This is a genomic window from Reyranella sp., assembly GCF_030651995.1.
GTDB lineage: Bacteria > Pseudomonadota > Alphaproteobacteria > Reyranellales > Reyranellaceae > Reyranella.
The window spans coordinates 1-21,726 of the sequence record NZ_JAUSBN010000038.1 but is presented as its reverse complement, the minus strand read 5'-3'; the positions used below and the strand labels follow the sequence as shown (position 1 = coordinate 21,726).

Here is a 21,726-nt window from a genome sequence, read left to right as displayed (position 1 = left end):
CCTCTGCCGGACAATCGAGATTATCTCAACGTCGCCGCATGTCTGGCCGCGACGACCCGGCGCCACCGCGTATAGGGCAGCGTGATTGCCACCGAGACGGCGATGTAGATCGAGATCACGACGGCCGTACGTCCCCCGGGCAGCGACGTCGCGACCGCCACCGCGACACCGATGTGGCGGGTCGCGCAGGCGACGGCGAGCGCCGAACGGTTTTCCTCCTGCGGGCCGCCGACCAGGTGGCCGATGACCAGGGCCATCAGGATCAGGAGCGCGAGCGCCGCGATACCCTGCCATCTGACCTCGAGAACCACATGCCAGTTCACGGCCAACAGCACGACCGCCGCCAGCGTCATGGCCAATCCCGCCAGGCCGACCACCCGTCCGCCGGTCCAGGCTGCAAACTTCGGAAAGAATCGGCGAACCGCCATGCCCGCCAGCAGCGGCAGGAAAAACGACTCGCCCAGGATCAGCGCCGTCCTCTCCGGCGCGAGGCGCGGCAGTCGAGGGAACAGCGGGCCGAGCATCTCCAGCCAAAACGGCACGAGGATCACGGCCAGTACCGACGAGACTGTAACCAGGCTGAAGGTGTACGCACCGTCACCGATGCCCAGGAGCTTGCGCGGCAGCAGCGGCGCCCCGGCGGAGACCGCGAGCACCAGCAGACCGGCTTCTGCCCCCGGCGGTAGCGGCAGCAGAATGACCAGCCCGACGGCCGCCAGCGGTACCAGCACGTACATGGCCAGCAGGGAGCGCAACAGCAGCGCGGGATGCCTGAACAGGCGGACCGCGTCGTGCAGCGTCGAATCGAGGCCGATGCCGAAGATGATGATCGTGACGGTGATCTTGAGGAGAACGAGAAGTGCGACGGTCATGACGGAGGCTATCGCATGGTCAGCGAATCATCAGCCCATGAATGCTCCACAGGCCCTTCCCCGGCGCTCGATGTAACCCCGGACCGGTCAGCGACCTGGCTTCCGAGCGGGCTGGCCGCACAGAAAGCGCCAATTTCTGTTGCAGCGGCACGGCGGAAGCGCACAAATAGATCGTGATCGCGCCGCGTTTGCCATGAGAGCAGACTGGATCGTCGACGGACCGCGGTCGGGGGAGACAATTTCATGCAGCGTCGTAGCCTGATGACCGCCCTTGCCGCCATGCTCGCGGCCGGCGTTTCGCGAGCCGCGCTGGCACAGGACACAGCCAAGAAGCCGTTCACGCCCGAGCAGCTCGACCAGATTCTGGCGCCGATCGCGCTCTATCCCGACGCCCTGCTCGCGCAGTCCCTGATGGCGGCGAGCTATCCGCTGGAGGTCGTCGAGGCGGCCCGCTGGTCCAAGGCCAATCCGGCCCTGAAGGGCGATGCCGCCGTGGCCGCGGTCAAGGACAAGAGCTGGGACGTCAGCGTGAAATCGCTGGTCGCCTTCCCGCAGGTCCTCAGCCAGCTCAGCGACAATCTCGACTGGATGCAGAAGGTTGGCGACGCGATGATCGCCCAGCAGCAGGACGTCGCCGATTCGATCCAGCGCCTGCGCGCCAAGGCGGCCGACGCCGGAAACCTGAAGAGCGGCAAGGAGCAGACGGTCACCTCGCAGGGATCGGGTGCCGACCGGACCATTGTCATCGCCCCGACGAATCCGGAAGTGATCTACGTACCCGCCTACAATCCCAACACGGTTTATGGGACGTGGCCCTACCCGGCCTACCCGCCGACCTACTATCCGCCACCGCCAGGATACGGTTACGGTTCTGCGCTGCTTACCGGCCTGCTGTTCGGCGTCGGGATCGCGGCCGCCGGCGCCATCTTCGGCGGCTGGAACTGGGGACGCGGCAACAGTTACGTCAACGTGAACGTCAATCGCGCGGTCAACATCGACCGCAACTTCAACGTCAACAACATCCATAACGGCCGCTGGCAGCACGAGCCGATCCATCGCAAGGGCGTGGCCTATCGCGATCCCGCGACCCGTGAGCGCTTCAACCAGGTGCGCCCGGGCGCCGACCAGCGCCAGGAATTCCGCGGCCGCCTCGAGAACCGCCCCGCCGGCGGACAGGCCAATGCCCGCCCCAACCTTCCCAATCGCCCGGGCGGCGCCGCAGCGCAGCATCCCAACATCACGAACCGCGCCGCCAGCGGGCAACATCCCAATTTCCAGAACCATGCCGGCGCGTCGCGTGGTGGCGGGGCCATCCGCGGCACCAACAACGGGCAGCAGGTCAATCGCGAGGCCGCCCGCGGCCGGGCGCAGCAATCGCGGGCGACGTCCCATCCTTCCGGCGGTGGTGGCGCGCGTGCTGGCGGAGGCGCTGCGCGCAGCGGAGGTGGCCACGCCGGCGGCGGTGCCCACGGAGGAGGACGGCGATGAACGCTTCAATGTTCACGAAGGTGTTTCTGGCCCTCGTCCTGGCTGTCGGCTTTGCAACAGGTGTTTCCGCGCAGCCGGCGAAGCCGCAAGGCTTCCCGACGCCCGAAGCTGCCGCCAATGCGCTGACCGATGCGATCCGGCGCGACGACGACAAGGCGGTCAGCACCGCGCTGGGCGCAGGCTGGCGCGACTTCGTCCTCGGCCGGCCCCAGGACGAGGAGCGCACGCGCGAGAAGTTTCTCCAGGCATGGGATGCCGGCCACAAGGTCGTGGTCGACGGCAACAAGGCGACGATCGAGGTCGGTACGACGGGCTGGACCAGTCCCATCCCGCTCGTAAAGGATGGCGACCAGTGGCGCTTCGACGTCGAAGCGGGCCGCCAGGAGATCACCGCCCGGCAGATCGGCCGCAACGAGTTGTCGGTTATCCAGAGCCTTCTGGCGCTGGTCGATGCCGAGCATGAATATGCCGCGCTCGACCCGATGAAGGTGGGCTCGCCGGTCTATGCCCGGCGACTGCTCAGCTCGCCGGGCAAGAAGGACGGTCTTTACTGGGATGCCGCACCCGGAGAGCCGGAGAGCCCGATCGGCCCGGCGCTCGCGACGGCGCAGGCCCAGGGCCAGGGCGGCACCGAAGACGGCTATTACGGCTACCGCTTCCGCCTGCTCTATGCTCAGGGCCCCGATGCGCCGGGCGGCGCGTACGATTATCTCGTGAAAGGCCGGATGATCGGCGGCTTCGCGATCCTCGCCTGGCCGATCCGCTACGACGACACCGGCGTCATGACCTTCATGGTCAACCAGGACGGCGTGGTCTACGAGCAGGACCTCGGCCCGGATACCTCGACCAAGGCCGCAGCCATCAACGTCTACAATCCCGACAAGAACTGGGAGAAGGCCGACACGACTCCACCGTGACGGCGGGCGCTACCGGCTGCGGGCCTCACTTGCCCGTCGTCCCGACCGGAGCGAAGCGGAGTGGAGGGACCTTTTTCCGCGATTTGACGGTTCCAAGTGGAAAAAAGGTCTCTCCACTCCGCGCTGCGCGCTCCGGTCGAGACGACGGAAACTTTTTTTGCGATAGGCCTCGGAATGCTGGCCGGTGTCAGCCCGGCCAGGGCAGCGACCAGGTCTTCACGTTGGTGAAGCTCTTCATCGCCTCGAGCACGCCTTCCTTGTAGCCGAGGCCCGAATCCTTGATGCCGCCGAAGGGCGACATCTCGATGCGATAGCCCGGCACTTCCCAGACGTTCACCGTGCCGACCTGCAGTTCGTCGACGAACTTCGTGATGTAGTCGAGTCGGTCGGTGCAGACACCCGACGACAGGCCATAGGCGGTGCCGTTGGAGACCTGGATGGCGTGCGCGATGTCCCTCACGCGGATGATCGGGATCGCCGGGCCGAAGGTCTCCTCGCGCACCAGTTCGGCCTGAGGGTCGACATGATCGACGACGGTCGGCGGGAAGAGCGCACCCTGGCGGTCGTTGCCGTGCAGCAACTTCGCGCCGTGCTTCGCCACCGCTTCGCTCACCCGGTTCTGGAACAGCGTCGCCGCGCGTTCGTGGATCACGGTGCCGACATCGGTCTCTGGATCGAGCGGATCGCCGGCCTTCAGCTTCTTCGCCTTGGCCAGCACCCTCTCGACGAAGGCATCGGCCACCTTGTCGACCACCAGGATGCGCTTCACGGCAGTGCAGCGCTGGCCGGAATTCTTGGTGGCGCCGGCGACGGCCAGCTCGGCCGCCTTGTCGAGGTCGGCATCCTCCATGACGATCAGCGGGTCGTTGCCGCCCAACTCAAGCACGATGCGCTTGTAGCCGGCCTTCTCGGCGATGTACTTGCCGACCCGCACTGAGCCTGTGAAGGTCACGAGGTCGGCGCGCGGATCGACGATCATTGCGTCGCCGATGTCGGACGGATTGCCGGTGATGACCGACAGCATTTCCGGCGGCAGACCGGCCTCGTAAAGCGTGTCCGCAAGAAACAGCGCGGTGAGCGGTGTCAGCTCGGTGGGCTTAAGCACGACGCAGTTGTTGGTCGCGAAAGCCGGCGCCAGCTTGTGCGCCACCATGTTCAGCGGATGGTTGAACGGGGTGATCGCGGAAATCGCGTTCAACGGCTGGCGCAGGGTGAAGATCTTGCGCGACTTGCCGTGCGGGGTGAGATCGCAGGAGAAGGTCTGCCCGTCATCCAGCATGCAGAGCTGACCTGCGAAGGTGAAGACGTCGTAGGCGCGGCCGACCTCGTAGAGGGAGTCCTTCAGGCAGAGGCCCGACTCCAGGGTGATCAGGCGCGACAGCTCTTCCTTGCGCGAAACGAGCAGGTCCGCCGTCTTGAGCAGGATCTGCTGGCGCTGATAGCGCGTGAGCTTCGGCTTGTAGTCGTGGGCGATCTGGAAGGCCTCGGCGACCAACTCGGGCGTGGCGCACGGCACGGTGCCGACCAGGCGGTTGTCCCAGGGGAAGCGCACTTCCAGGCGCGCCTGCGTCTCGACCTTCCTGCCGGCGATGCGGAGATACTCGTGCCGGACGTCGGAGCCCGTGCGGGTGATGGTGTCCATGGAACTCTCTCAGGCGACGAGGTTGAGGGCGAGATCGAAGGCGTCGAAGTTGCGCCAGCGATGCGCCCCCGTATCGCCGTTCGCGAGCTTGCGGTTGCACAGCAGCGGGACGCGCTGCTCGGAGATGCCACCGTGGCTGCGCAGCGGCTCGGTGAGGCCCGAGAGGTCATGCCGCGAGGCCGAGGTGCCCAGCACCTTGTGCTGGGTCGAGACGACGATGAGGTCACCCAGGCGATCGGCCGGCAGTTCGAACCGGGCCGCCGCCTCTTCCTTGGTGAGCGCCGCTTCGATGCCCGGCATCGCCTTCAGCTTGGCGGCCCACTCCTTGGGATTATCGCAATAGACGACGGCGAAGGAGCCCAGCGCGCCGTGATGCACGACATAGGGATCGGTGATCGGCAGGATGACGCGGGCCTTGTCCTTGCCCACCCAGCCGTCGAACACGTCCTGCAGGTAGATGACGTCCAGCTGGCCGTCGCTGCCGAACTTGGCGTTCATGCCGTGGTCGGCGGTGACGACGATGGTGCAGCCAAGGGCGTCGAGCTTCGCCAGGTAGCCGTCCATCATGGCGTAGAAGTCATTGGCGACCGGGGTGCCCGGCGCGTGCTTGTGCTGGATATAGTCGGTGGTCGAGAGATACATGATCTCCGGCCGGTCGCGCTCCATCAGCTTGACGCCGGCGGCGAACACGAACTCCGAGAGGCCGGCGCTGTAGACGTCGGGCACGCCCATGCCGACCAGCTCGTTCACCTGGTCGATGCCGTTATCGGCCAGGGTCGCCATGTCCGACTTCTCCGACGAGAAGGAGCAGGCCTTGCCGGCGCCCAGTTCGAGCCCCTTGCCCAGCAGGCCGCGCAGCTTGTCCTTGGCGGTGATGACGGCGATGCGGCAGCCGGCGCGCTGGAAGACCGGGAACAGCGTCTCGACCCGCAGGAACTTCGGGTCGTTCATCATCACTTCCTTGCCCGTGTCGGGATCGAGGAAGTAATTGCCGCAGATGCCATGGACGGCCGGAGGACGGCCGGTGACGATCGAGAGGTTGTTCGGGTTGGTGAAGCTCGGCACCACGCAGTCGCCGACGAGGTTGGTGCCTTCCTTCAGGACCTTCGCAAACCACGGCGCCCGGCCCGCCTCGACGGCGCGCTCGATGTAGCCCGGCTCCGAACCGTCGACGCAGACCACGACGACGGGCTGGCGCGGCAGGCGATAGGTGCGGCCGTTGACGGCGATGTCGCCGCCGCTGACGTTGATGCTGTCGGGTGCCATGTGTCGTTCCCCTATTCTGCCGCCAGAGCCGGGCCGCCGTTGGTGACCCGCATCTCGTCCAGCACCTCGCGGACCGCCGCCAGGGCGCCGCGCATGTGGTCGGCATTGAGTCGGCCGATACAGCCCATGCGGAACGAATCCGCCACGGTGAGCTTGCCCGGATAGATCACGTAGCCGCGGTCCTTGAGTCCGTCATAGAAGTTCTGGAAGACGAACTTCGGATCGGTCGGCATGTGGAAGGTGACGATGATCGGCGCCTGCAGGTCGTTCGGCAGCAGCGTCCGGAAGCCCATGGCGCGCATGCCGTCGATCAGCACCTTGGCATTCTCGCGATAGCGCCTGCCGCGGCCCGCCACGCCGCCCTCTTCCGCGTGCTCCTCGATCGCCTTGCCCAGCGCCACGATGACGTGGATCGGCGGCGTGAAACGGTACTGGCCGGTCTTGGCGAAGCCCTCCGCCTGGTCGAACAGGTCGAGTACCAGCGTGGTCGCGTTGCCTTTGCATTCGGCCAGTGCCGAGTGGCGGCAGACCACGAAGCCGAGGCCCGGCACGCCTTCGAGGCACTTGTTCGAGGAGGCCGCCAGTGCGTCGTAATGGATATTGCGCGCATCGATCTCGATCGCGCCGAAGGCCGACATCGAATCGACCAGCAGGCGGCGGCCCTGCTTCTTCACCAGGGCAGCGATCGCCGCGATCGGGTTGAGGATACCTGACGTCGTCTCGCAATGGACCGCGAAGACGTGAGTAATGGCAGGATCGGCTACCAGCATCGCTTCCAGTTTGGCGAGATCGGGGGGCGTATCCTCCGGCGTCTCGTAGGTCGCCACCGCCCGGCCGGCGATTTCGGCGATCTTTTTCGCGCGCTGGCCATAGGCACCGTTGATGACGACCAGCAGCTTGCCGGACTTCGGCACGAAGCTGGTGATCATCGCTTCCACGGCGAAGGTCCCGGAGCCCTGCACCGGCACGGTGACGTGCGTCCCCTGCGCGCCGGCCAGCTCGACGATCTTCTCCAGCACCATCTTGTTGATGGCGATGAAGCCCTGATCGCGCGAGCCCCAGTCGTGGACCATGGCCTGCTTCACGCTGGCCGAGGTGGTGAGCGGGCCGGGCGTCAGCAGGAGCGGATCGCCGGTTTCGGAGGCAGCTGGCTTGGTGGTCATGGGGCGGATGATCGTCTGGTCGTTTCTATCCGTCCAGTATATATTTCATATGTTAACTATCGGTTTATTATATATGACGCCCACCCAGCTCCGCGCCTTTCATCTCGTGGCCGAGGCCGGCTCCTTCTCGGCCGCCGCCCGCGCCTCCGGTCTCAGCCAGCCCAACCTGTCGGGCCAGGTCACGGCCCTGGAGAAAGCCTATGGCGTCCACCTGTTCGACCGCCGTGGGCGCACCGTCACGCCCACCGAAACGGGTCGACAGCTCCACGGCGTGACGACGCGTCTGTTCGCGCTCCAGGACGAGGCACAAGCCCTGCTGTTGGGCGAGCAGGCCCTGACCCGCGGCCATCTGCGCATTGCCGCCGACTCCGCGCACCATGTGGTGCCGATCATGGCCGCGCTGCGCAAACGGGCCGGCGGCCTCACCTTTGCCCTGTCGATCGACAATTCCGCAGTCGTGCTGGAGCGCCTGCTACGGCACGAGGCCGACGTCGCCGTGATGGCCAAGAGCCTGTCCGATCCACGGCTGCACGCCGTGCGGTTGCGGACCGATCGGCTGGTCCTGTTCGCACCCGCCGGCCATGCGCTCGCCAGACGTGGCCGTACGCCCCTTTCGGCCTTGGGCGGTCAGGAACTGGTTCTGCGCGAACGCGGCTCGATCACCCGCGAAGTGCTTGAACAGGCGATGGCGGCGGCCGATATCAGGCCGGCGTCGATCGTCGAGGTGCAGACCCGAGAAGGCGTGCGCGAGGCGGTTGCGGCCGGATTCGGCATCGGCGCCGTGTTCGCAAGCGAACTCGGCGAAGACCGGCGTTTCCGCCGCATCACCATCACCGACCAGGATCTGGCGGTCGCGGAATATGCCGTGTGCCTGCAGGAGCGCCGGCGCGTGGCGCTCGTTCGAGCCTTCATGGACGAAGCGACGCGGCTGGCTTCCTGAAGCACACGTCGTAACAAAACTGTCAAAAAACTTTCATCCTCAAACGGCGAGGCGTAGGATTCCACGATCATGCAAGGCATCGACACCATCCTGAACGTTCTCGGCAGCGTCTGCCTGCTGCTGTGGGGCGTCCGCATGGTGCGTACCGGCCTGACCCGTGCCTTCGGCGCCACCTTGCGCCGCGCCATCGGCGCCTGCTCGCGCAACCGGTTCTCGGCCTTCACGGGCGGCGTCGTGCTGACGGGGGTGCTTCAGTCCAGCACCGCGACCGCCCTGCTGCTTGCCTCCTTCGCCGGCCGCGGGCTGATCTCGCTGTCGATCGGCCTCGCCGTGATGCTGGGCGCCAATGTCGGCACGACGCTGACGGCGCAGATCCTCTCCTTCCCGCTCGGCTGGGTCTCGCCGTTGATGATCGCCGGCGGCGTCATCGCCTTCCTGTCGAACAGCTCCGACAGGGCGCGCCATCTCGGCCGCGTCGCCATCGGCCTCGGCCTGATGCTGCTGTCGCTCCACCTGCTCGAAGCCGCCGCCCTGCCGTTGCGCTCCGCCCCGGCCTTCGTCGCCGTGCTGGAAGGCCTGCAGAACGAATACGTGATGGGTGTCCTCGTGGCGGCCGCCGCCACCTGGTTCATCCATTCCAGCCTCTCGACCGTGCTGCTGGTCATGTCGTTCGCCTCGACCGGCATCATCGATCCCAAGCTCGGCATGGCGATGGTGATCGGTGCCAATATCGGCGGCGCGATCGCCCCCTATTTTGACCAGGCCGCCACCGACACCGAGGCGCGGCGCCTGCCGCTGGGCAACCTCATCACGCGCGTTGCGGTCGGCATCGCGCTGCTGCCGTTCCTGGGACAGTTTCATCAATGGCTGATGATGGTCGACCCGGCGCCCGGGCGCCTGCTCGTCAACTTCCACACCGCCTTCAGCGTGGTGGCCGCCATCGTCTTCCTGCCGCTGATCGATCCGGTGGCCGCCCTCTGTCGCCGCCTGGTGCCCGACCGTCCGCAGACCGACGACCCCGGCAAGCCGCGCAATCTCGACCCCAATGTGCTCGACACGCCGGCCGAGGCGCTGGGCTGCGCCCTGCGCGAGACGCTCAATCTGGGAGACAGGGTCGCCGACATGCTGCGCCAGACGATGGACGTGTTCGAGAAGAACGACGCGCGCGCCATGAAGGCGATCGAGGCGGCGGACGATGCGGTCGACAGCCTCTACGAGGCGATCAAGCTCTACCTGATCCAGACGTCACGCACGGAGCTGGGCGAAGACGACGGCAGGCGTTACGTCGAGATCCTGACCTTCGTCACCAACCTCGAACATGCCGGCGACATCATCGACAAGAACCTGATGGAACTGGCGGCCAAGAAGATCAAGAACCGCTACGCCTTCTCGGCCGAGGGCACGGCGGAGCTGCGCGCCTTCCACGCCCGCGTGCTGGACAATCTGCGGCTGGCGCTGAACGTCTTCACGACGCGCGACATCACCCTGGCCCGCCGCCTGGTCGCGGAGAAGACCGCCATGCGCGAGGCCGAGGCCCGCGCCGCCGACAGCCACTATGCGCGCCTGCGCGAGGGACGCCCCGAGTCGATCGAGACCAGCTCGATCCACATGGACGTGATCCGCGACCTGAAGCGCATCAACGGCCACCTGACGACGGTGGCCTATCCGATCCTCGAAGCCGCCGGCGAGCTTGCCGAGACGCGCCTCAGGACGACGACGGATCAGCCCTTGATCCGCAGCCCGCTGGGATCGTAAGGCGCGCGCAGCGAGACCTTCGCGGCGAACCGCGTGCCGGCAAGGTCGACCTCGAAGCGACCGCCTTCCAGCCACGCCGCGTCGATCGCCTGGCCGTCGCCGCGTTTCACGTAGCCCAGCCCGACCGACGCGCCGAGCGTATGGCCGTAGCCTGCCGAGGTGAGATCGCCGACCGGGTGGCCATCGCGCAGCAGCGCCTCGCCGCCCCACAGCAGCGGTTCGCCATCCTCCAGGACGACCGACACCAGTCGCCGGGCCAACGGCTTGCCCTTGGCCTCGACCAGCGCCTTCTGGCCGATGAAACCGCCCGGCTTGTCGAGCTTCACCGCCCAGGCGAGGCCGGCCTGGAACGGCGTGTCGTCGGGCGTCAGCTCGCGGCCCCAGGCGCGGTAGCCCTTCTCGAGCCGCAGCGTCTCGATGGCGTAGTAGCCGGCATCGCGCAGGCCGAATTCGGCGCCCGCCTCGTGCAGCGTCTCGAACACGGTGACGTCGAACTCGACCGGGACGTAGAGCTCCCATCCCAACTCGCCCATGTAGGTGCGGCGCGAGGCCAGCACGGTGGCGTAGCCGACGCCGATCTCGCGGATCGTGGCGAAGGGAAAGCCCTCGTTCGAGAGATCCGCCTTGCTCACCTTCTGGAGCAGCTCGCGGCTCTTCGGGCCCATGACCGACAGCACCGTCCAGCCCGACGTCACGTCGGTCAGGACGGCGTGGGCATCGGCCGGCATGTGCCGGCCCAGCCAGTCCATGTCGCGGATGGGTTGGGCCGAGCCGGTGATGACCATGAACTTGTCGCGTGCCAGCCGCGCGATGGTGAGGTCGCTCTCGAAGGTGCCGCGCTCGTTCAGCACGCCGGTATAGACGGTGCGGCCGGCCGGCACGGCGACGTCGTTGGCGCAAAGACGCTGCAGCACCGCCTCGGCATCGCGACCCTGCACCAGCAGCTTGCCGAACGATGTCTCGTCGGCGATCGTCACGCCTTCGCGGGTCGCACGGTGCTCGGCGGCGACGGCATCGAACCAACCGCCGGGGGCACCGCGGCCCCAGCCATACTGCATCTCGGGCACTTTGCCGGCACCCGCGAACCAGTTGGGCCGTTCCCAACCCATCTTGTTGCCGAACCAGGCGCCGCGCGCCTTCAGCCGGTCGTAGAGCGGCGAGCGGCGGAACGGCCGGCCGCTCTCCTGCTCGCGCTGCGGCCACGGCATCTTGTAGTGCAGGCCCAGCGTCTCGGCGACGCGGCTGCGCAGCCAGGCATCGTTGCCGTGAAAGCCCGCGAAGCGCCGGATATCGACCGGCCAGAGATCCATCGTCGGCTCGCCCGAGACGATCCATTCGGCCAGCGCCATGCCGGCGCCACCCGAACTCGCAATGCCCATCGAGTTGAACCCGGCGCCAACATAGAAGCCACGGACCTGCGGCGCCTCGCCCAGGATATAGTTCATGTCGGGCGTGAAGCTTTCCGGGCCGTTCATGAAGGTCTTGATGCCGGTCTTCTCCAGCGACGGCACGCGGATCAGCGCGTTATCCATCAGGATCTGGAACTGGTCCCAGTCGTCCGGCAGCATGCCGAACTCGAAATCGTCGGGGATGACGTCCTTGTTCCAGGGCTTGGCTTCGGGTTCGAAGCCGCCCATCAGCAGGCCGCCGACCTCCTCCTTGAAATAGATGTAGCCATCGGGATCGCGCATCACCGGCAGGTCGCGCGGCACGTTCTCCATCTTCTCGGTGACGATGTACATGTGCTCGCAGGAATAGAGCGGCACCGTGACGCCGACCATGCGGCCGAGCTGGCGCGCCCACTGGCCCGCGCAGTTGACGACGATCTCCGCCTTGATCGGCCCAGCGGTCGTCTGCACACCGGTAACCCGCGGGCCGCCCGGCCCCTCCTCGGTGTCGATCGCCGTGACCCGTACCTTCTCGAAGATGCGGACGCCGCCGTTCCGGGCGCCCTTGGCCAGCGACTGGGTGATGTCGGCCGGGTTGGCCTTGCCGTCACCCGGCAGCCACACGGCGCCGACGAGATCGTCGGTGCGCATGATCGGATACTTGTCGCCGGCCTGTTGCGGCGTCAGCGGCTCGCACACCACGCCCTGGCCGTTGGCCATCGCGGCCGAGCGGCGCAGCAGGGTCATGCGCTCCTCGGTGCGCGCCACGATGAGCGAGCCGGATTGCTTCCAGCCGGTGGCGAGACCGGTCTCGGCCTCTAGCTTCGAATAGAGCTCGGTGCTGTAGCGGATCAGCCGCGTCAGGTTCTGGACGCTGCGCAACTGGCCCACGAGTCCGGCCGCATGCCAGGTCGTGCCGCCGCTCAACCGCCCCTGCTCCAGCAGCACGATGTCCTTCCAGCCGAGCTTGGCGAGATGATAGGCGGTCGAGCAGCCCATGATGCCGCCGCCGATGATGACGACGCGGGCGTGGGACGGGAAAGAACTCATTTTTCTCTCCATTCAATTGGGGAGGTGGCGCGGTCATACCGCGACGGAGGGGTCAGAAGCCCCGGTCCACGGTTCTTGACCCCTCCGTAGGCGTGACACGCCGACACCTTCCCATTTGAATGGAGAGGCAAGGCAGAGCGGGACATCGTTTTCCTCCCAACGCGGCTTCGTACATCTTGCGCCCGGGCGTTGCGCAGGAGTGACACGCTAACACGGCAGTCGGGATAACGAAGCGATGCTTCAGTATCTTGATCCCCGCCACTTGACGACCGGCGCGAACAAAGAGAAAACGCAGGTCCTGCCCATCAAACGCTGGAGTGGGCCCGGTGAGAGTTGCGAGCCACGCCGCCGATTTGTTCCGGCATGTCAGTGCCGACAAGGCAGGCTTTTATCGCTGCATCATGGACGTCTTCGCTGCCGCGAAGCGGCAGTACCGCTTGCAACTTCGGCCCGATGAGGTCTTCGGCGAGGCCGATTGGCCAGGCGCTCCTCCTTCGATCGAAGAGGTGAATGCGGCCCTCGCCCAACTGGCGGCATGGGGCAACCTCGAATCGCATCCCGACATGGCTCGGGTCTCCAGCCTGGACGACTACTATCGTGCGCGTTTCCTCTACAGGCTGTCCCAGGGCGGTGAGGCCGTCGAAGCGGCGCTGGTCACGTTCATGCGGACCCTGCTGCGCCGGGCCGAGCTGCAGACCGTAGCCCTCGAGGACATTGCCAGCCGGCTTCAGGCGCTCAATGCGCTGGCCCGCGAAACTTCGCAGTCCGATGCCGCGAAGATCCACGAGACGCTGCGCGATCTCATACGGGTCTTCGAAGGCCTTGCCGAAAATGCGCAGGCATTCATGGCGGGCGTCGCCCGCAGCATCGAGCTCCAGCAGGCCGACGCCACCGCAGTGGCGAGCTACAAACGGCGGCTGATCGACTACCTTGAGCGCTTCATCGGCGATCTCGTGCGACGCTCCGACATCATCGCCCGACACATCGTCGCGCTGGAGCCGGCGATCGACGCCATGCTGGCGCTGGTCGCCGAGCGCGAAGCACGCGACGCGGCCCCCGGAGACGCGCAGGGCGAGGCCGATGCCCGACAGCGACACCTGCAGGGCTGGCAGGAACGCTGGAGAGGCCTGCGGAGCTGGTTTCTCAGCATCGGGCACGAGCCGCCCCAAGCGGAGTTGCTACGGGCTCGGGCGCGATCTGCCATACCCCAGCTTCTTTCCGCGATCGCTGCCCTCAACGAGCGACGCAGCGGACGCAGCGATCGGTCGTCGGATTTCCGAATGCTGGCCCAGTGGTTCGCCGCCTGCGAGAGCGACGGTGACGCCCACCGGCTCGCGCGCGCCGCCTTCGCCCTCCATCCGGCGCGGCATTTTTCACTCGATGCCGAGGCCGACACCGACCTGCCGGCGACCATGTCGTGGGCCGACGCTCCGCCGCTGAAAATCCATCCTCGTCTGCGCGAGTACGGCGAGGCAGCGCCGCGAGGACCGCTCCCGCGCGTCAGGGACCGAAGCCGCGAGCGCGCCGAGCTCGAGCAACAGCTCGCCGAACAGGCGCACTATATCGAGGCGGCGCGGCAACGCCTCGCCACTGGCAAGCCGATGCGGCTGTCAGAGCTGCGTGAACTCGATGTGCATGCCTTCGAAGTTCTGCTGGGGCTGCTGGGCGAGACACTGGGCGAGCAGCGCAACCCGGACGATACCGTCGCACGGCAGACAGGCGACGGGTTGCTTCATGTGAGACTCGAACCGCTGGGCGCGGAGAGCCATGCCGAAATCGCCACACCGCACGGCGTCTTCAGCGGCCGGGATCATCTGATTACCGTCACGCCCGTGCGGGACGGTCGGTGAGCATGGATCGTGACGAAGACCTGGGCGAGCGCCAGCAGCGCTTCCAACGTGAGGAGATGCGTACCGCCTTGCGCGCCCTGCTGATGACGCCGCTGATGGATGCGGCGCATGAAGACTTTGCCGCCGTGCGCCGCCATGCCGATGGGCTGCGCGAGTGGTTTGCACGAGAGACCGGTTGGGTGCTCCATGTCGAGCGCGACGGCGCCCGCCTGTACAAGAGACCTGCCGACCTCACCGACGCCACGCGAGGTATGCCCGGCTATGATCGCCGCCGCTACGCGCTGCTGTGCTTGGCCTGTGCCGTTCTGGAACGCGCCGATCCGCAAATTACGCTGCGTCTGCTCGGAGAGCGATTGCTCGATCTCGCCGCCGATCCGGCACTTGCCGCCTTGGGTTTCACCTTCACACTGGGCGCCCGCCAGGAGCGACGTGAGCTGGTGGTGGTATGCCGCACGCTGTTGGCGCTCGGCGTGCTGCAGCATGTCGCCGGCGACGAAGAAGCCTTCGTGCTGGCCGCCGGCACGGAAGGACATGCCGACGCACTGTACGACGTGCATCGTCGGACTCTCGCGGGGATGCTGGCCGCAGTGCGCGGTCCTTCGAGCTGGAGCAAGGCCGAAGCGCCAACGTCGATCATGGAACGGCTCCGCGCGCTGGCCGACGAGCCTGCGGCCGACAGCGACGAAGGCCGGCGCGTGACGATGCGCCACCATGTCGCCCGTCGCCTGCTCGACGATCCGGTGGTCTATTCCGAACGGCTGGCCACGGAGGTCCGCGCCTATTTCCTCAACCAGCGCGGTGCCATGGCCAGCCGCCTGTCCGAGGCTTCGGGCCTGGTCGCGGAACAGAGGGCTGAAGGTTTGGCGCTGGTCGACGAAAGCGGCCTGCTGACCGACCTTGCCATGCCGGCCGAAGGCACCGATGCCCATGTCACCCTGCTCACCGCGGACTATCTGGCGACGCGCCAGCGACAGGCTCGCGCGGCGGGCGGCGATGCCGCGCCGTCCGCCGCGGTACGCGAGCAGGACATCGCCGAGTTCCTGCGCGACGTGCGGGAGCGTTACGGGCGCTACTGGCGCAAATCGGCGCGCACCCCGGGCGCCGAGCGCGAGCTGGCGGCCATTGCCGTCGAACGCTTGGAAAAGCTGCAGCTCGTCGAGCGCCTGGCCGATTTCGTTCATCCTCTGCCGGCGCTTGCACGGTTCGCGCTGGGAGATGTCGACGTGCAGGCGATGCCACGATGAATGACAGCTTTTTCGGGATCGAACAGCGGGCCGACAGGCCGACGCTGCCCGTCCCGACGCAACTGCGGTGGCAGCCGCTCAGGCTGGGTGTGGTGGAGCTCTTCCACTACGACAGCGAGGAGTTCTGGTTTCGTGATGGCCATCTGCTGCTGCGCGGCAACAACGGCACCGGAAAGTCCAAGGTCCTGTCGCTCACGCTCCCATTCCTGCTGGATGCGCAACTCAAGCCGTCGCGTGTGGAGCCCGATGGTGACGGCGCGAAGAAGATGGCCTGGAATCTTCTGATGAACGGCTACTCCCGGCGCATGGGCTATGCCTGGATAGAGTTCGGTCGCCGGACCGAAGATGGTACCCCGCGTTATCTGACGCTCGGCGCCGGGCTGTCGGCGAAGGAAGGCCGGCCACAAGTGGAGAGCTGGTACTTCGTCCTGGACGACGCAGCCGGCGTGCGGCTCAACCACGATCTTTGGCTGACCAGCCCGCAACGGATCGTGCTCACGCGAGAGCGCCTGCGCGAAGCGCTCGAGGGCCGCGGCCAGGTGTTCGACAACGCGGGACAATATCGCCGGGCCGTGGACGAGCGGCTCTTTCGCCTCGGCGCCAAGCGTTACGACGCCTTGATGGACACGTTGATCCAGCTACGCCAGCCGCAGCTTTCGAAAAAGCCCGACGAAAACGGCCTGTCGAATGCGCTGACCGAGGCCCTGCCGCCGATGCCATCGGAGCTGCTGGGCGACGTCGCCGACGCGCTCAACCAGCTCGAGGAGGATCGCCGCCAACTCGAGGAATACCAGCACCTCGCACGCGCCATTGGCCAATTCGAACAGCGCTACCGGGCTTATTCCGGCACCCAGAGCCGGCGACAGGCGCGGTCCGTCCGTCAGGCCCAAACCGAGTTCGACAATGCCAGCCGGGCTCGCGGCGAAGCGCAGGGCCGGCTTCAGGTTGCTCAGAGCGAGGAAGCGCAAGCGCAGGCACGGCACGCCGATGCCGATACAGGTCTGAAGGGGGCGCGCGAGCGGCGAGACACGCTGCTTGCCGATCCGGCGATGCAGGATGCCAATCGGCTGGAAACAGCCCTCCGGGACTCCACCGATCGCAAGAATGCGCTCGATGATGCTTCGCAAGGTGTCGAGCAAGCGAACCGGCGACTGCAGCACAGGATCGACGAGACGGCACGCAGCGAACGACTCGCCCGAGAGGCCGAAGAGCGGCTGGCAACAGCGCGCCGGGAAATTGGAGTCCATGCCGATTCCGCCGGCATCTCGGCCGCGTATGCGGAGAACGGTCTCTCCTATGTCGAGGCCGCCGTGCTCGTCGCGCTGGCGCCGACGGACTTCGAGAAGGCGCGGGCCGCGCTCTCGGTGCTCGTTCGCGGCCGGAGCGAGCAGGTAGCGTTGCTGCGTGGGCGTCATGCCGAGGTCGAACGTGCCGAACTCCGTCATGCGCATCGCCGACAGCTTCAGGACGAGCAGCATGACGAGGCTGACGCCGCGGCCCAACGGCGCGAGCAGGCGGATACCGATGTCGAGCATCAGGGCAGCACCCTCGTCACCGACTGGGAACGCTATCTCGCGACGTTCGATCAACTGGCCGTCGAGCCCGACGAGATTGGCGCCACGCTGGCCGCCCTGGCTGAATGGGTCATTGCACTGCAGGGTGAGAGTCCGGCGCGCCTCCTGCTGCAGGCCGCGCAACAAGGCGCCAGCAAACGATTTGCAGAACGCACCACCGCGCTGGAGGCACAGCGCCAGACGCTGCTGGGGGAGCATCGTGATCTTCTGGACGAGCAGGACCGACTGGAGGCGGGCATCTCCCCAGCCCCGCCTGCACCCCATACTCGGGGCGCCGATGTCCGGCTCGACCGGCTCGGAGCGCCGTTGTGGCAGCTCGTCGACTTTCACGACACGGTGTCTCCGGAGCAGCGTGCCTCGATCGAAGCGGGACTCGAGGCGGCAGGCCTGTTGGATGCCTGGGTCTCGCCCGACGGCCGCCTTCAGATCGGCGTCGACGGCAGGCTGTCTCACGACATGCAACTCCTGGAGCGTCCCGCTCTGGCAGCTTCGCTGGCCGCTTGGCTGCGGCCGGCGACGCCCGAGGGCAGCCCCGTCTCCGTCGAGACGATCGAGCGGATCCTGGCGGCGATTGCCTGCACCGGGCAGGACACCGGCGAACATGAAGCCTGGGTCTCGCCTGAGGGGCGCTTTCGCCTTGGCGGCCTGGCTGGCGCCTGGGCAAAACCGGCAGCGGTTTACGTGGGCCATGCCGCTCGCGAATTTGCCCGGCGACAGCGACTGGCGGAGATTGCCGAGCGGCTCCGGCAATTGTCGGACCAGATGGACGGGCTGCAGGCTGCCGCCGAAAGGCTTGCCGCCGACCGCCGATCCGCCGACGAAGAGTGGCGCCGGGCTCCTGCAGACGACACGTTGCGGGGGGCTCATGCAACGGCAGCTGCCTGCGCTCGCGAGGTGCAGCGCACCCGGGAGAAACTGGCCGAAGCAGATCGCCGCTGCATCGAGGCCATCGCGGCTCTGAAGGCGGCGCGTGACCGCCTTGCTGCGGATGCAGCAGACCTTCGATTGCCCGTCTCGTCCGAGGCGCTCGTCGCGATAGAGGCCGCGCTCGATCGGTATCGCGACATTCTCCCTTCACTTTTGCACGCGGCCCACGAGTTGCGCTTGGCAGTTCCCGATCTGAACCGTCAGCGTCAGCGCGAACTGGAAGCGCTCACCGACAAGACGCAGAGCGAGGAGCGGCTCACGAAGGCACGGAACGAGGCCGTGCAGGCTGCCACTCGCTTCGAGGTCCTGCGCGACACCGTCGGGGCCAGGGTCGAGGAACTTCAGCGAAAGCTGGGCGATGCGCGTCTCGCTGTCGACGCAGGGGAAGTCGCGGTCAAGCAGGCCCACGAAGCTCTGCGCCTGTCCGGTGAGGCGCGGGCGATTGCCGCCGAAAAGTTCGCCACGGCGGAAGCTACACTTCAGGAACGCACGACCAACCGCTCCGAAACGGTCGCGCGCCTGCAATCCTTCGCGAGAACCGGGCTCCTGTCGTCGGCATTGCCCGAGATCGAACTGCCCGACATGTCGATGGCCTGGACGATCGATCCGGCCCTCACGTTGGCGCGCCGCATCGAGCAAGCGCTCTCAGGACTCCGGGATGACGACGAGGCGTGGAACCGCGTCCAGCGACAGATCAACGAGGAGCTGACGGAGCTGCAGCGCGCGCTGAGCGCACTTGGGCATCGGGCGTCGGGCGATACCAGCGATTGGGGTCTCGTCGTCTCCATAGTCTACCAGAACCAGGCCGAACGTCCGGATCGCCTTGCCCTCCGGCTCGGCGAGGAGATCGCCCAGCGCTCGGAGCTGCTGACGGCCAAGGAACGGGCCGTGCTGGAGAACCATCTGCAGGCCGAGATCGCGGCCGAGATCCAGCGCCTTCTGACAAACGCCGAGAAGCAGCGCGACGCGATCAACAGGGAGCTGCATAAGCGCCCGACGTCCACCGGCGTCCGCTATCGGCTGCTCTGGCAGCCGCTAGCGGAGGAGGAAGGCGCTCCCCTCGGTCTCGAGGCTGCGCGCAAGCGGCTGCTCAATACCAGCGCCGATCTCTGGTCGGCTGAAGATCGCAACGTCGTGGGCACCATGCTGCAGCGCCGTATCGCCACCGAACGCGAGCGCGCCGACGCAGGCGCCGGCCGCGACGGCAGCCTGGTCGATCAACTGGCTCGCGCGCTCGATTATCGCCGCTGGCACCGCTTCCGCGTCGAGCGGTGGCAGGATGGGCAGTGGCGCAAGCTGTCGGGCCCGGCTTCGAGCGGCGAGCGCGCGCTCGGCCTCACGGTGCCATTGTTCGCTGCCGTCGCGAGCTTTTACAGCCAGGGCGCCTATCCCCTGGCCCCGCGGCTGATTCTGCTCGACGAAGCCTTCGCCGGCATCGACGACGCGGCCCGCGCCCATTGTATGGGGCTGATCCGCGAGTTCGATCTCGACTTCGTAATCACCAGCGAACGGGAATGGGCCTGCTACGCCGAGCTGCCCGGCGTTGCGATCTGCCAGCTTCAACGACGCGAAGGGGTGGACGCGGTATTCGTTTCACGCTGGACCTGGGACGGCAGGGCACGGTTGCGGCAAGCCGATCCAGACCGGCGATTCTCGCCGGCATGAGTGCGCCACCGGACGAACGCCTGCAGCGCCTGCTCGGCGGCGAACACCTCGCACCGTTGCGCCGGCGCTTGCGGCGACGCTTCGAGCATGCGCCGGTCGACGGCTCTTTTCCTCAGCTCCGGATGGACAACCTCAGCGAAGAGGAGCGCGCGGCACTGGCGAGGTTGGTGGGACGCCCACCAGGCTTCACTCGCTCGATACAGTTCGACCTCGCGATCGCCGACGACAACTTGCGGCGTTCCGGTGTCGCTTCCTCGCTTCGCGACGCACTCGAGCGGCTCGACGGGCCAATGACGCATCTCGCGACGGCGCGTCTTCAACGCGAGGCATTATGGTCGTCCGTCGTCGATGGCTGCTCACATCCTGACCTGGTCACCCTGCTGGCCTTGCCTGAAGCCATCGGCCTCCTCAAGCGTCTGGCGCGACGGGATGCCGCCGTGGCCAGTGGACTATGCCGATCCGCCGAGGCGGTCTTGCGCCGCCTTCCCGCAGGCGCGATCGCGCGGTCGCAACTCGCGGCCGACGTCCTGGGCGACGCCCATGCTCTCGACAATGGGCAGCCCGTGGCGACGCTGGTGCTGGCGGCGTGGCGTCGGCATGACTTACTTGCGCGAAGAAGTGAAGACGAGCCGTTGGTTGGCAATGCCGACCGCGCCCGCGACACGTGGGCTGCGGCCGGCGTCCTCGTCAACCAACTGGCGCGGCCGGCCTTGTTCCTGAACCTGCCGGTCAAGTCGGCCGGCGAGTGTGGGCGAACGGGAGAGCCAACGTATCTGTCGCTGCGATCGTTGCTCCGCTCACCGCCCGCCTGGGACGTGGCGGGAAAGCGGATTTTCGTATGCGAGAATCCCAATCTGGTCGCCATCGCCGCGGACCGCTGGGGGCGCGACTGCGCTTCTTTGGTCTGCACGGACGGAATGCCAGCCGCTGCCCAGCGGACCCTGCTCTCCCAACTCACACTGGCCCGAGCGCGGCTTTGCTACCATGGCGACTACGATTGGCCGGGCTTGCGTATCGCCAATCACGTAATGCGCGAGCACGGTGCGGGTCCATGGCGCTTCGCTGCTGTGGACTACGTGGCTGCAGTCCGCACTGCCTCCGTCTTCACGCAGCGCCTGCAAGGAACATCAGTCGTGGCGTCCTGGGACGACGAGCTGGCGGACGCTATGGGCGAGCATGGCGTCGCCATCGCAGAAGAGGCAGTAGCAGCACAACTGCTGGCGGATCTGGTCGATCACTAAAGCATCATCTGTAGAGACCTCTTGTCAGATAATTTCCATATACCGGTCGAGTTCCCAGTCCGTGATGGCCTTGCGGAACTCCCGCTCTTCCCATTCACGTGTTGCAGAATAGTGATCGACGAAGGCGTCGCCGAACAGATTGCGCGCCGGCTTCGAACCCTTCAGCCGTCCGGCCGCCTCCATCAGCGTCCGCGGCAGCTGCGATTTCACCGGATGCTTTAGGGCATAGGAGTTGCCCTTGATCGGCTCGCCCGGTTCGATCTTGTTCTCGATCCCCCACAGGCCCGCGCCGACCGCGGCGGCCAGCGCCAGGTAGGGGTTGGCATCGGCGGCGGCGACCCGGTACTCGACCCGGGTCGACTTGGCCGAACCCGGAATGACCCGCAAGGCTGTGGTGCGGTTCTCGACGCCCCAGGTCGCATCCGTCGGCGCCCAGAAGCCCGGAATGAGCCTACGGTACGAATTCACCGTCGAGGCGACCATCGCCAGCGTCTCCGGCATCAATGCCCGCTGGCCACCGACGAAGTGGCGCATCGTCGTGCTCATGCGATGCGGTGCCTTCTCGTCATAGAAGGCCGACTTGCCGCCCTTCCACAGCGACATATGCATGTGGCCGCCGCAGCCCGGCCAATCCTTCGACCACTTGGCCATGAAGGTGGCGAGCCAGTCGCGCTTCTGCGCAAGCACCTTGGTGAAGAGCCTGAACAGCGCCGCGCGGTCGGCCGACGGCAGTGCGTCGCCTAC

Annotated in this window: 14 protein-coding genes; 8 read left to right on the top strand and 6 right to left on the bottom strand. The window is 66.8% G+C overall.

Annotation, left to right across the window (positions count from 1 at the left end):
- Positions 1-20: 20 nt before the first annotated feature.
- Positions 21-872 (bottom strand): bile acid:sodium symporter family protein, encoded by an 852-nt coding sequence (locus tag Q7V45_RS10965; protein WP_304851521.1) that lies wholly within the window; start codon positions 870-872, stop codon positions 21-23.
- A 243-nt stretch (positions 873-1,115) separates the two neighbouring features.
- Here Q7V45_RS10965 and Q7V45_RS10960 point away from each other — a divergent pair, with 243 nt between their 5' ends.
- Together Q7V45_RS10960 and Q7V45_RS10955 are read left to right on the top strand one after the other, a co-directional pair.
- Positions 1,116-2,360: a DUF3300 domain-containing protein gene (locus Q7V45_RS10960; RefSeq protein ID WP_304851519.1), complete on the top strand. Its 1,245-nt coding sequence runs from the start codon at positions 1,116-1,118 to the stop codon at positions 2,358-2,360.
- Entirely contained in the window at positions 2,357-3,277 is a 921-nt protein-coding gene (locus tag Q7V45_RS10955; protein WP_304851516.1) for a DUF2950 domain-containing protein, read from the top strand. The genes Q7V45_RS10960 and Q7V45_RS10955 overlap by 4 nt, the downstream gene beginning before the upstream one ends.
- 187 nt (positions 3,278-3,464) lie before the next feature.
- Here the strand turns inward: Q7V45_RS10955 and phnY are convergent, their stop codons facing one another.
- Genes phnY through Q7V45_RS10940 form a run of 3 tightly spaced genes read right to left on the bottom strand, consistent with a single transcriptional unit; the run spans position 3,465 to position 7,348 of the window.
- Entirely contained in the window at positions 3,465-4,919 is a 1,455-nt protein-coding gene (phnY, locus tag Q7V45_RS10950) for a phosphonoacetaldehyde dehydrogenase (protein ID WP_304851511.1), read from the bottom strand.
- 9 nt (positions 4,920-4,928) lie between these two features.
- Complete coding sequence (gene phnA / locus Q7V45_RS10945) at positions 4,929-6,185, bottom strand: phosphonoacetate hydrolase (protein WP_304851508.1); 1,257 nt, start codon at positions 6,183-6,185, stop codon at positions 4,929-4,931.
- 11 nt (positions 6,186-6,196) lie between these two features.
- Entirely contained in the window at positions 6,197-7,348 is a 1,152-nt protein-coding gene (locus tag Q7V45_RS10940) for a 2-aminoethylphosphonate--pyruvate transaminase (protein WP_304851504.1), read from the bottom strand.
- On the opposite strand from Q7V45_RS10940, the gene Q7V45_RS10935 reads away from it, so the two are divergent.
- Both Q7V45_RS10935 and Q7V45_RS10930 read left to right on the top strand, forming a co-directional pair.
- The gene (locus Q7V45_RS10935) at positions 7,347-8,288 is read left to right on the top strand and encodes a LysR substrate-binding domain-containing protein (RefSeq protein ID WP_304851860.1); all 942 of its coding nucleotides are present in this window, start codon (positions 7,347-7,349) and stop codon (positions 8,286-8,288) included. The genes Q7V45_RS10940 and Q7V45_RS10935 overlap by 2 nt on opposite strands.
- Positions 8,289-8,357: 69 nt before the next feature.
- Positions 8,358-10,043 carry a Na/Pi cotransporter family protein gene (locus Q7V45_RS10930; RefSeq protein ID WP_304851501.1) on the top strand — a complete coding sequence of 562 codons (1,686 nt, stop codon included), beginning with the start codon at positions 8,358-8,360 and terminating at the stop codon, positions 10,041-10,043.
- On the opposite strand, the gene Q7V45_RS10925 is transcribed toward Q7V45_RS10930, so the two are convergent.
- Positions 10,010-12,481 (bottom strand): FAD-dependent oxidoreductase, encoded by a 2,472-nt coding sequence (locus Q7V45_RS10925; RefSeq protein WP_304851498.1) that lies wholly within the window; start codon positions 12,479-12,481, stop codon positions 10,010-10,012. The genes Q7V45_RS10930 and Q7V45_RS10925 overlap by 34 nt on opposite strands.
- Positions 12,482-12,807: 326 nt before the next feature.
- On the opposite strand from Q7V45_RS10925, the gene Q7V45_RS10920 reads away from it, so the two are divergent.
- From Q7V45_RS10920 to Q7V45_RS10905, 4 genes are all read left to right on the top strand, one after another.
- Positions 12,808-14,331 carry a TIGR02677 family protein gene (locus Q7V45_RS10920; RefSeq protein ID WP_304851495.1) on the top strand — a complete coding sequence of 508 codons (1,524 nt, stop codon included), beginning with the start codon at positions 12,808-12,810 and terminating at the stop codon, positions 14,329-14,331.
- 68 nt (positions 14,332-14,399) lie between these two features.
- On the top strand, positions 14,400-15,575 hold the full coding sequence (locus Q7V45_RS10915; protein ID WP_304851492.1) for a TIGR02678 family protein: 1,176 nt from the start codon (positions 14,400-14,402) through the stop codon (positions 15,573-15,575).
- Positions 15,572-19,741 carry a TIGR02680 family protein gene (locus Q7V45_RS10910; RefSeq protein ID WP_304851489.1) on the top strand — a complete coding sequence of 1,390 codons (4,170 nt, stop codon included), beginning with the start codon at positions 15,572-15,574 and terminating at the stop codon, positions 19,739-19,741. Before Q7V45_RS10915 ends, Q7V45_RS10910 begins: the two co-directional genes overlap by 4 nt.
- Entirely contained in the window at positions 19,738-20,982 is a 1,245-nt protein-coding gene (locus tag Q7V45_RS10905; protein ID WP_304851486.1) for a TIGR02679 family protein, read from the top strand. Before Q7V45_RS10910 ends, Q7V45_RS10905 begins: the two co-directional genes overlap by 4 nt.
- Positions 20,983-21,006: 24 nt before the next feature.
- On the opposite strand, the gene Q7V45_RS10900 is transcribed toward Q7V45_RS10905, so the two are convergent.
- Positions 21,007-21,726, bottom strand: a 720-nt coding sequence (locus Q7V45_RS10900; protein WP_370692590.1) for a glutamine synthetase family protein, incomplete at its 5' end; no start/stop codon positions are given.

Bases quoted from the DNA above. Each gene is read 5' to 3' on its own strand.
- Q7V45_RS10935 (WP_304851860.1), top strand. From the start codon at position 7,347: ATGGGGCGGATGATCGTCTGGTCGTTTCTATCCGTCCAGTATATATTT.
- Q7V45_RS10925 (WP_304851498.1), bottom strand. From the start codon at position 12,481: ATGAGTTCTTTCCCGTCCCACGCCCGCGTCGTCATCATCGGCGGCGGC.
- Q7V45_RS10965 (WP_304851521.1), bottom strand. From the start codon at position 872: ATGACCGTCGCACTTCTCGTTCTCCTCAAGATCACCGTCACGATCATC.
- Q7V45_RS10960 (WP_304851519.1), top strand. From the start codon at position 1,116: ATGCAGCGTCGTAGCCTGATGACCGCCCTTGCCGCCATGCTCGCGGCC.
- Q7V45_RS10940 (WP_304851504.1), bottom strand. From the start codon at position 7,348: ATGACCACCAAGCCAGCTGCCTCCGAAACCGGCGATCCGCTCCTGCTG.
- Q7V45_RS10930 (WP_304851501.1), top strand. From the start codon at position 8,358: ATGCAAGGCATCGACACCATCCTGAACGTTCTCGGCAGCGTCTGCCTG.
- phnA (WP_304851508.1), bottom strand. From the start codon at position 6,185: ATGGCACCCGACAGCATCAACGTCAGCGGCGGCGACATCGCCGTCAAC.
- phnY (WP_304851511.1), bottom strand. From the start codon at position 4,919: ATGGACACCATCACCCGCACGGGCTCCGACGTCCGGCACGAGTATCTC.
- Q7V45_RS10910 (WP_304851489.1), top strand. From the start codon at position 15,572: ATGAATGACAGCTTTTTCGGGATCGAACAGCGGGCCGACAGGCCGACG.
- Q7V45_RS10955 (WP_304851516.1), top strand. From the start codon at position 2,357: ATGAACGCTTCAATGTTCACGAAGGTGTTTCTGGCCCTCGTCCTGGCT.
- Q7V45_RS10905 (WP_304851486.1), top strand. From the start codon at position 19,738: ATGAGTGCGCCACCGGACGAACGCCTGCAGCGCCTGCTCGGCGGCGAA.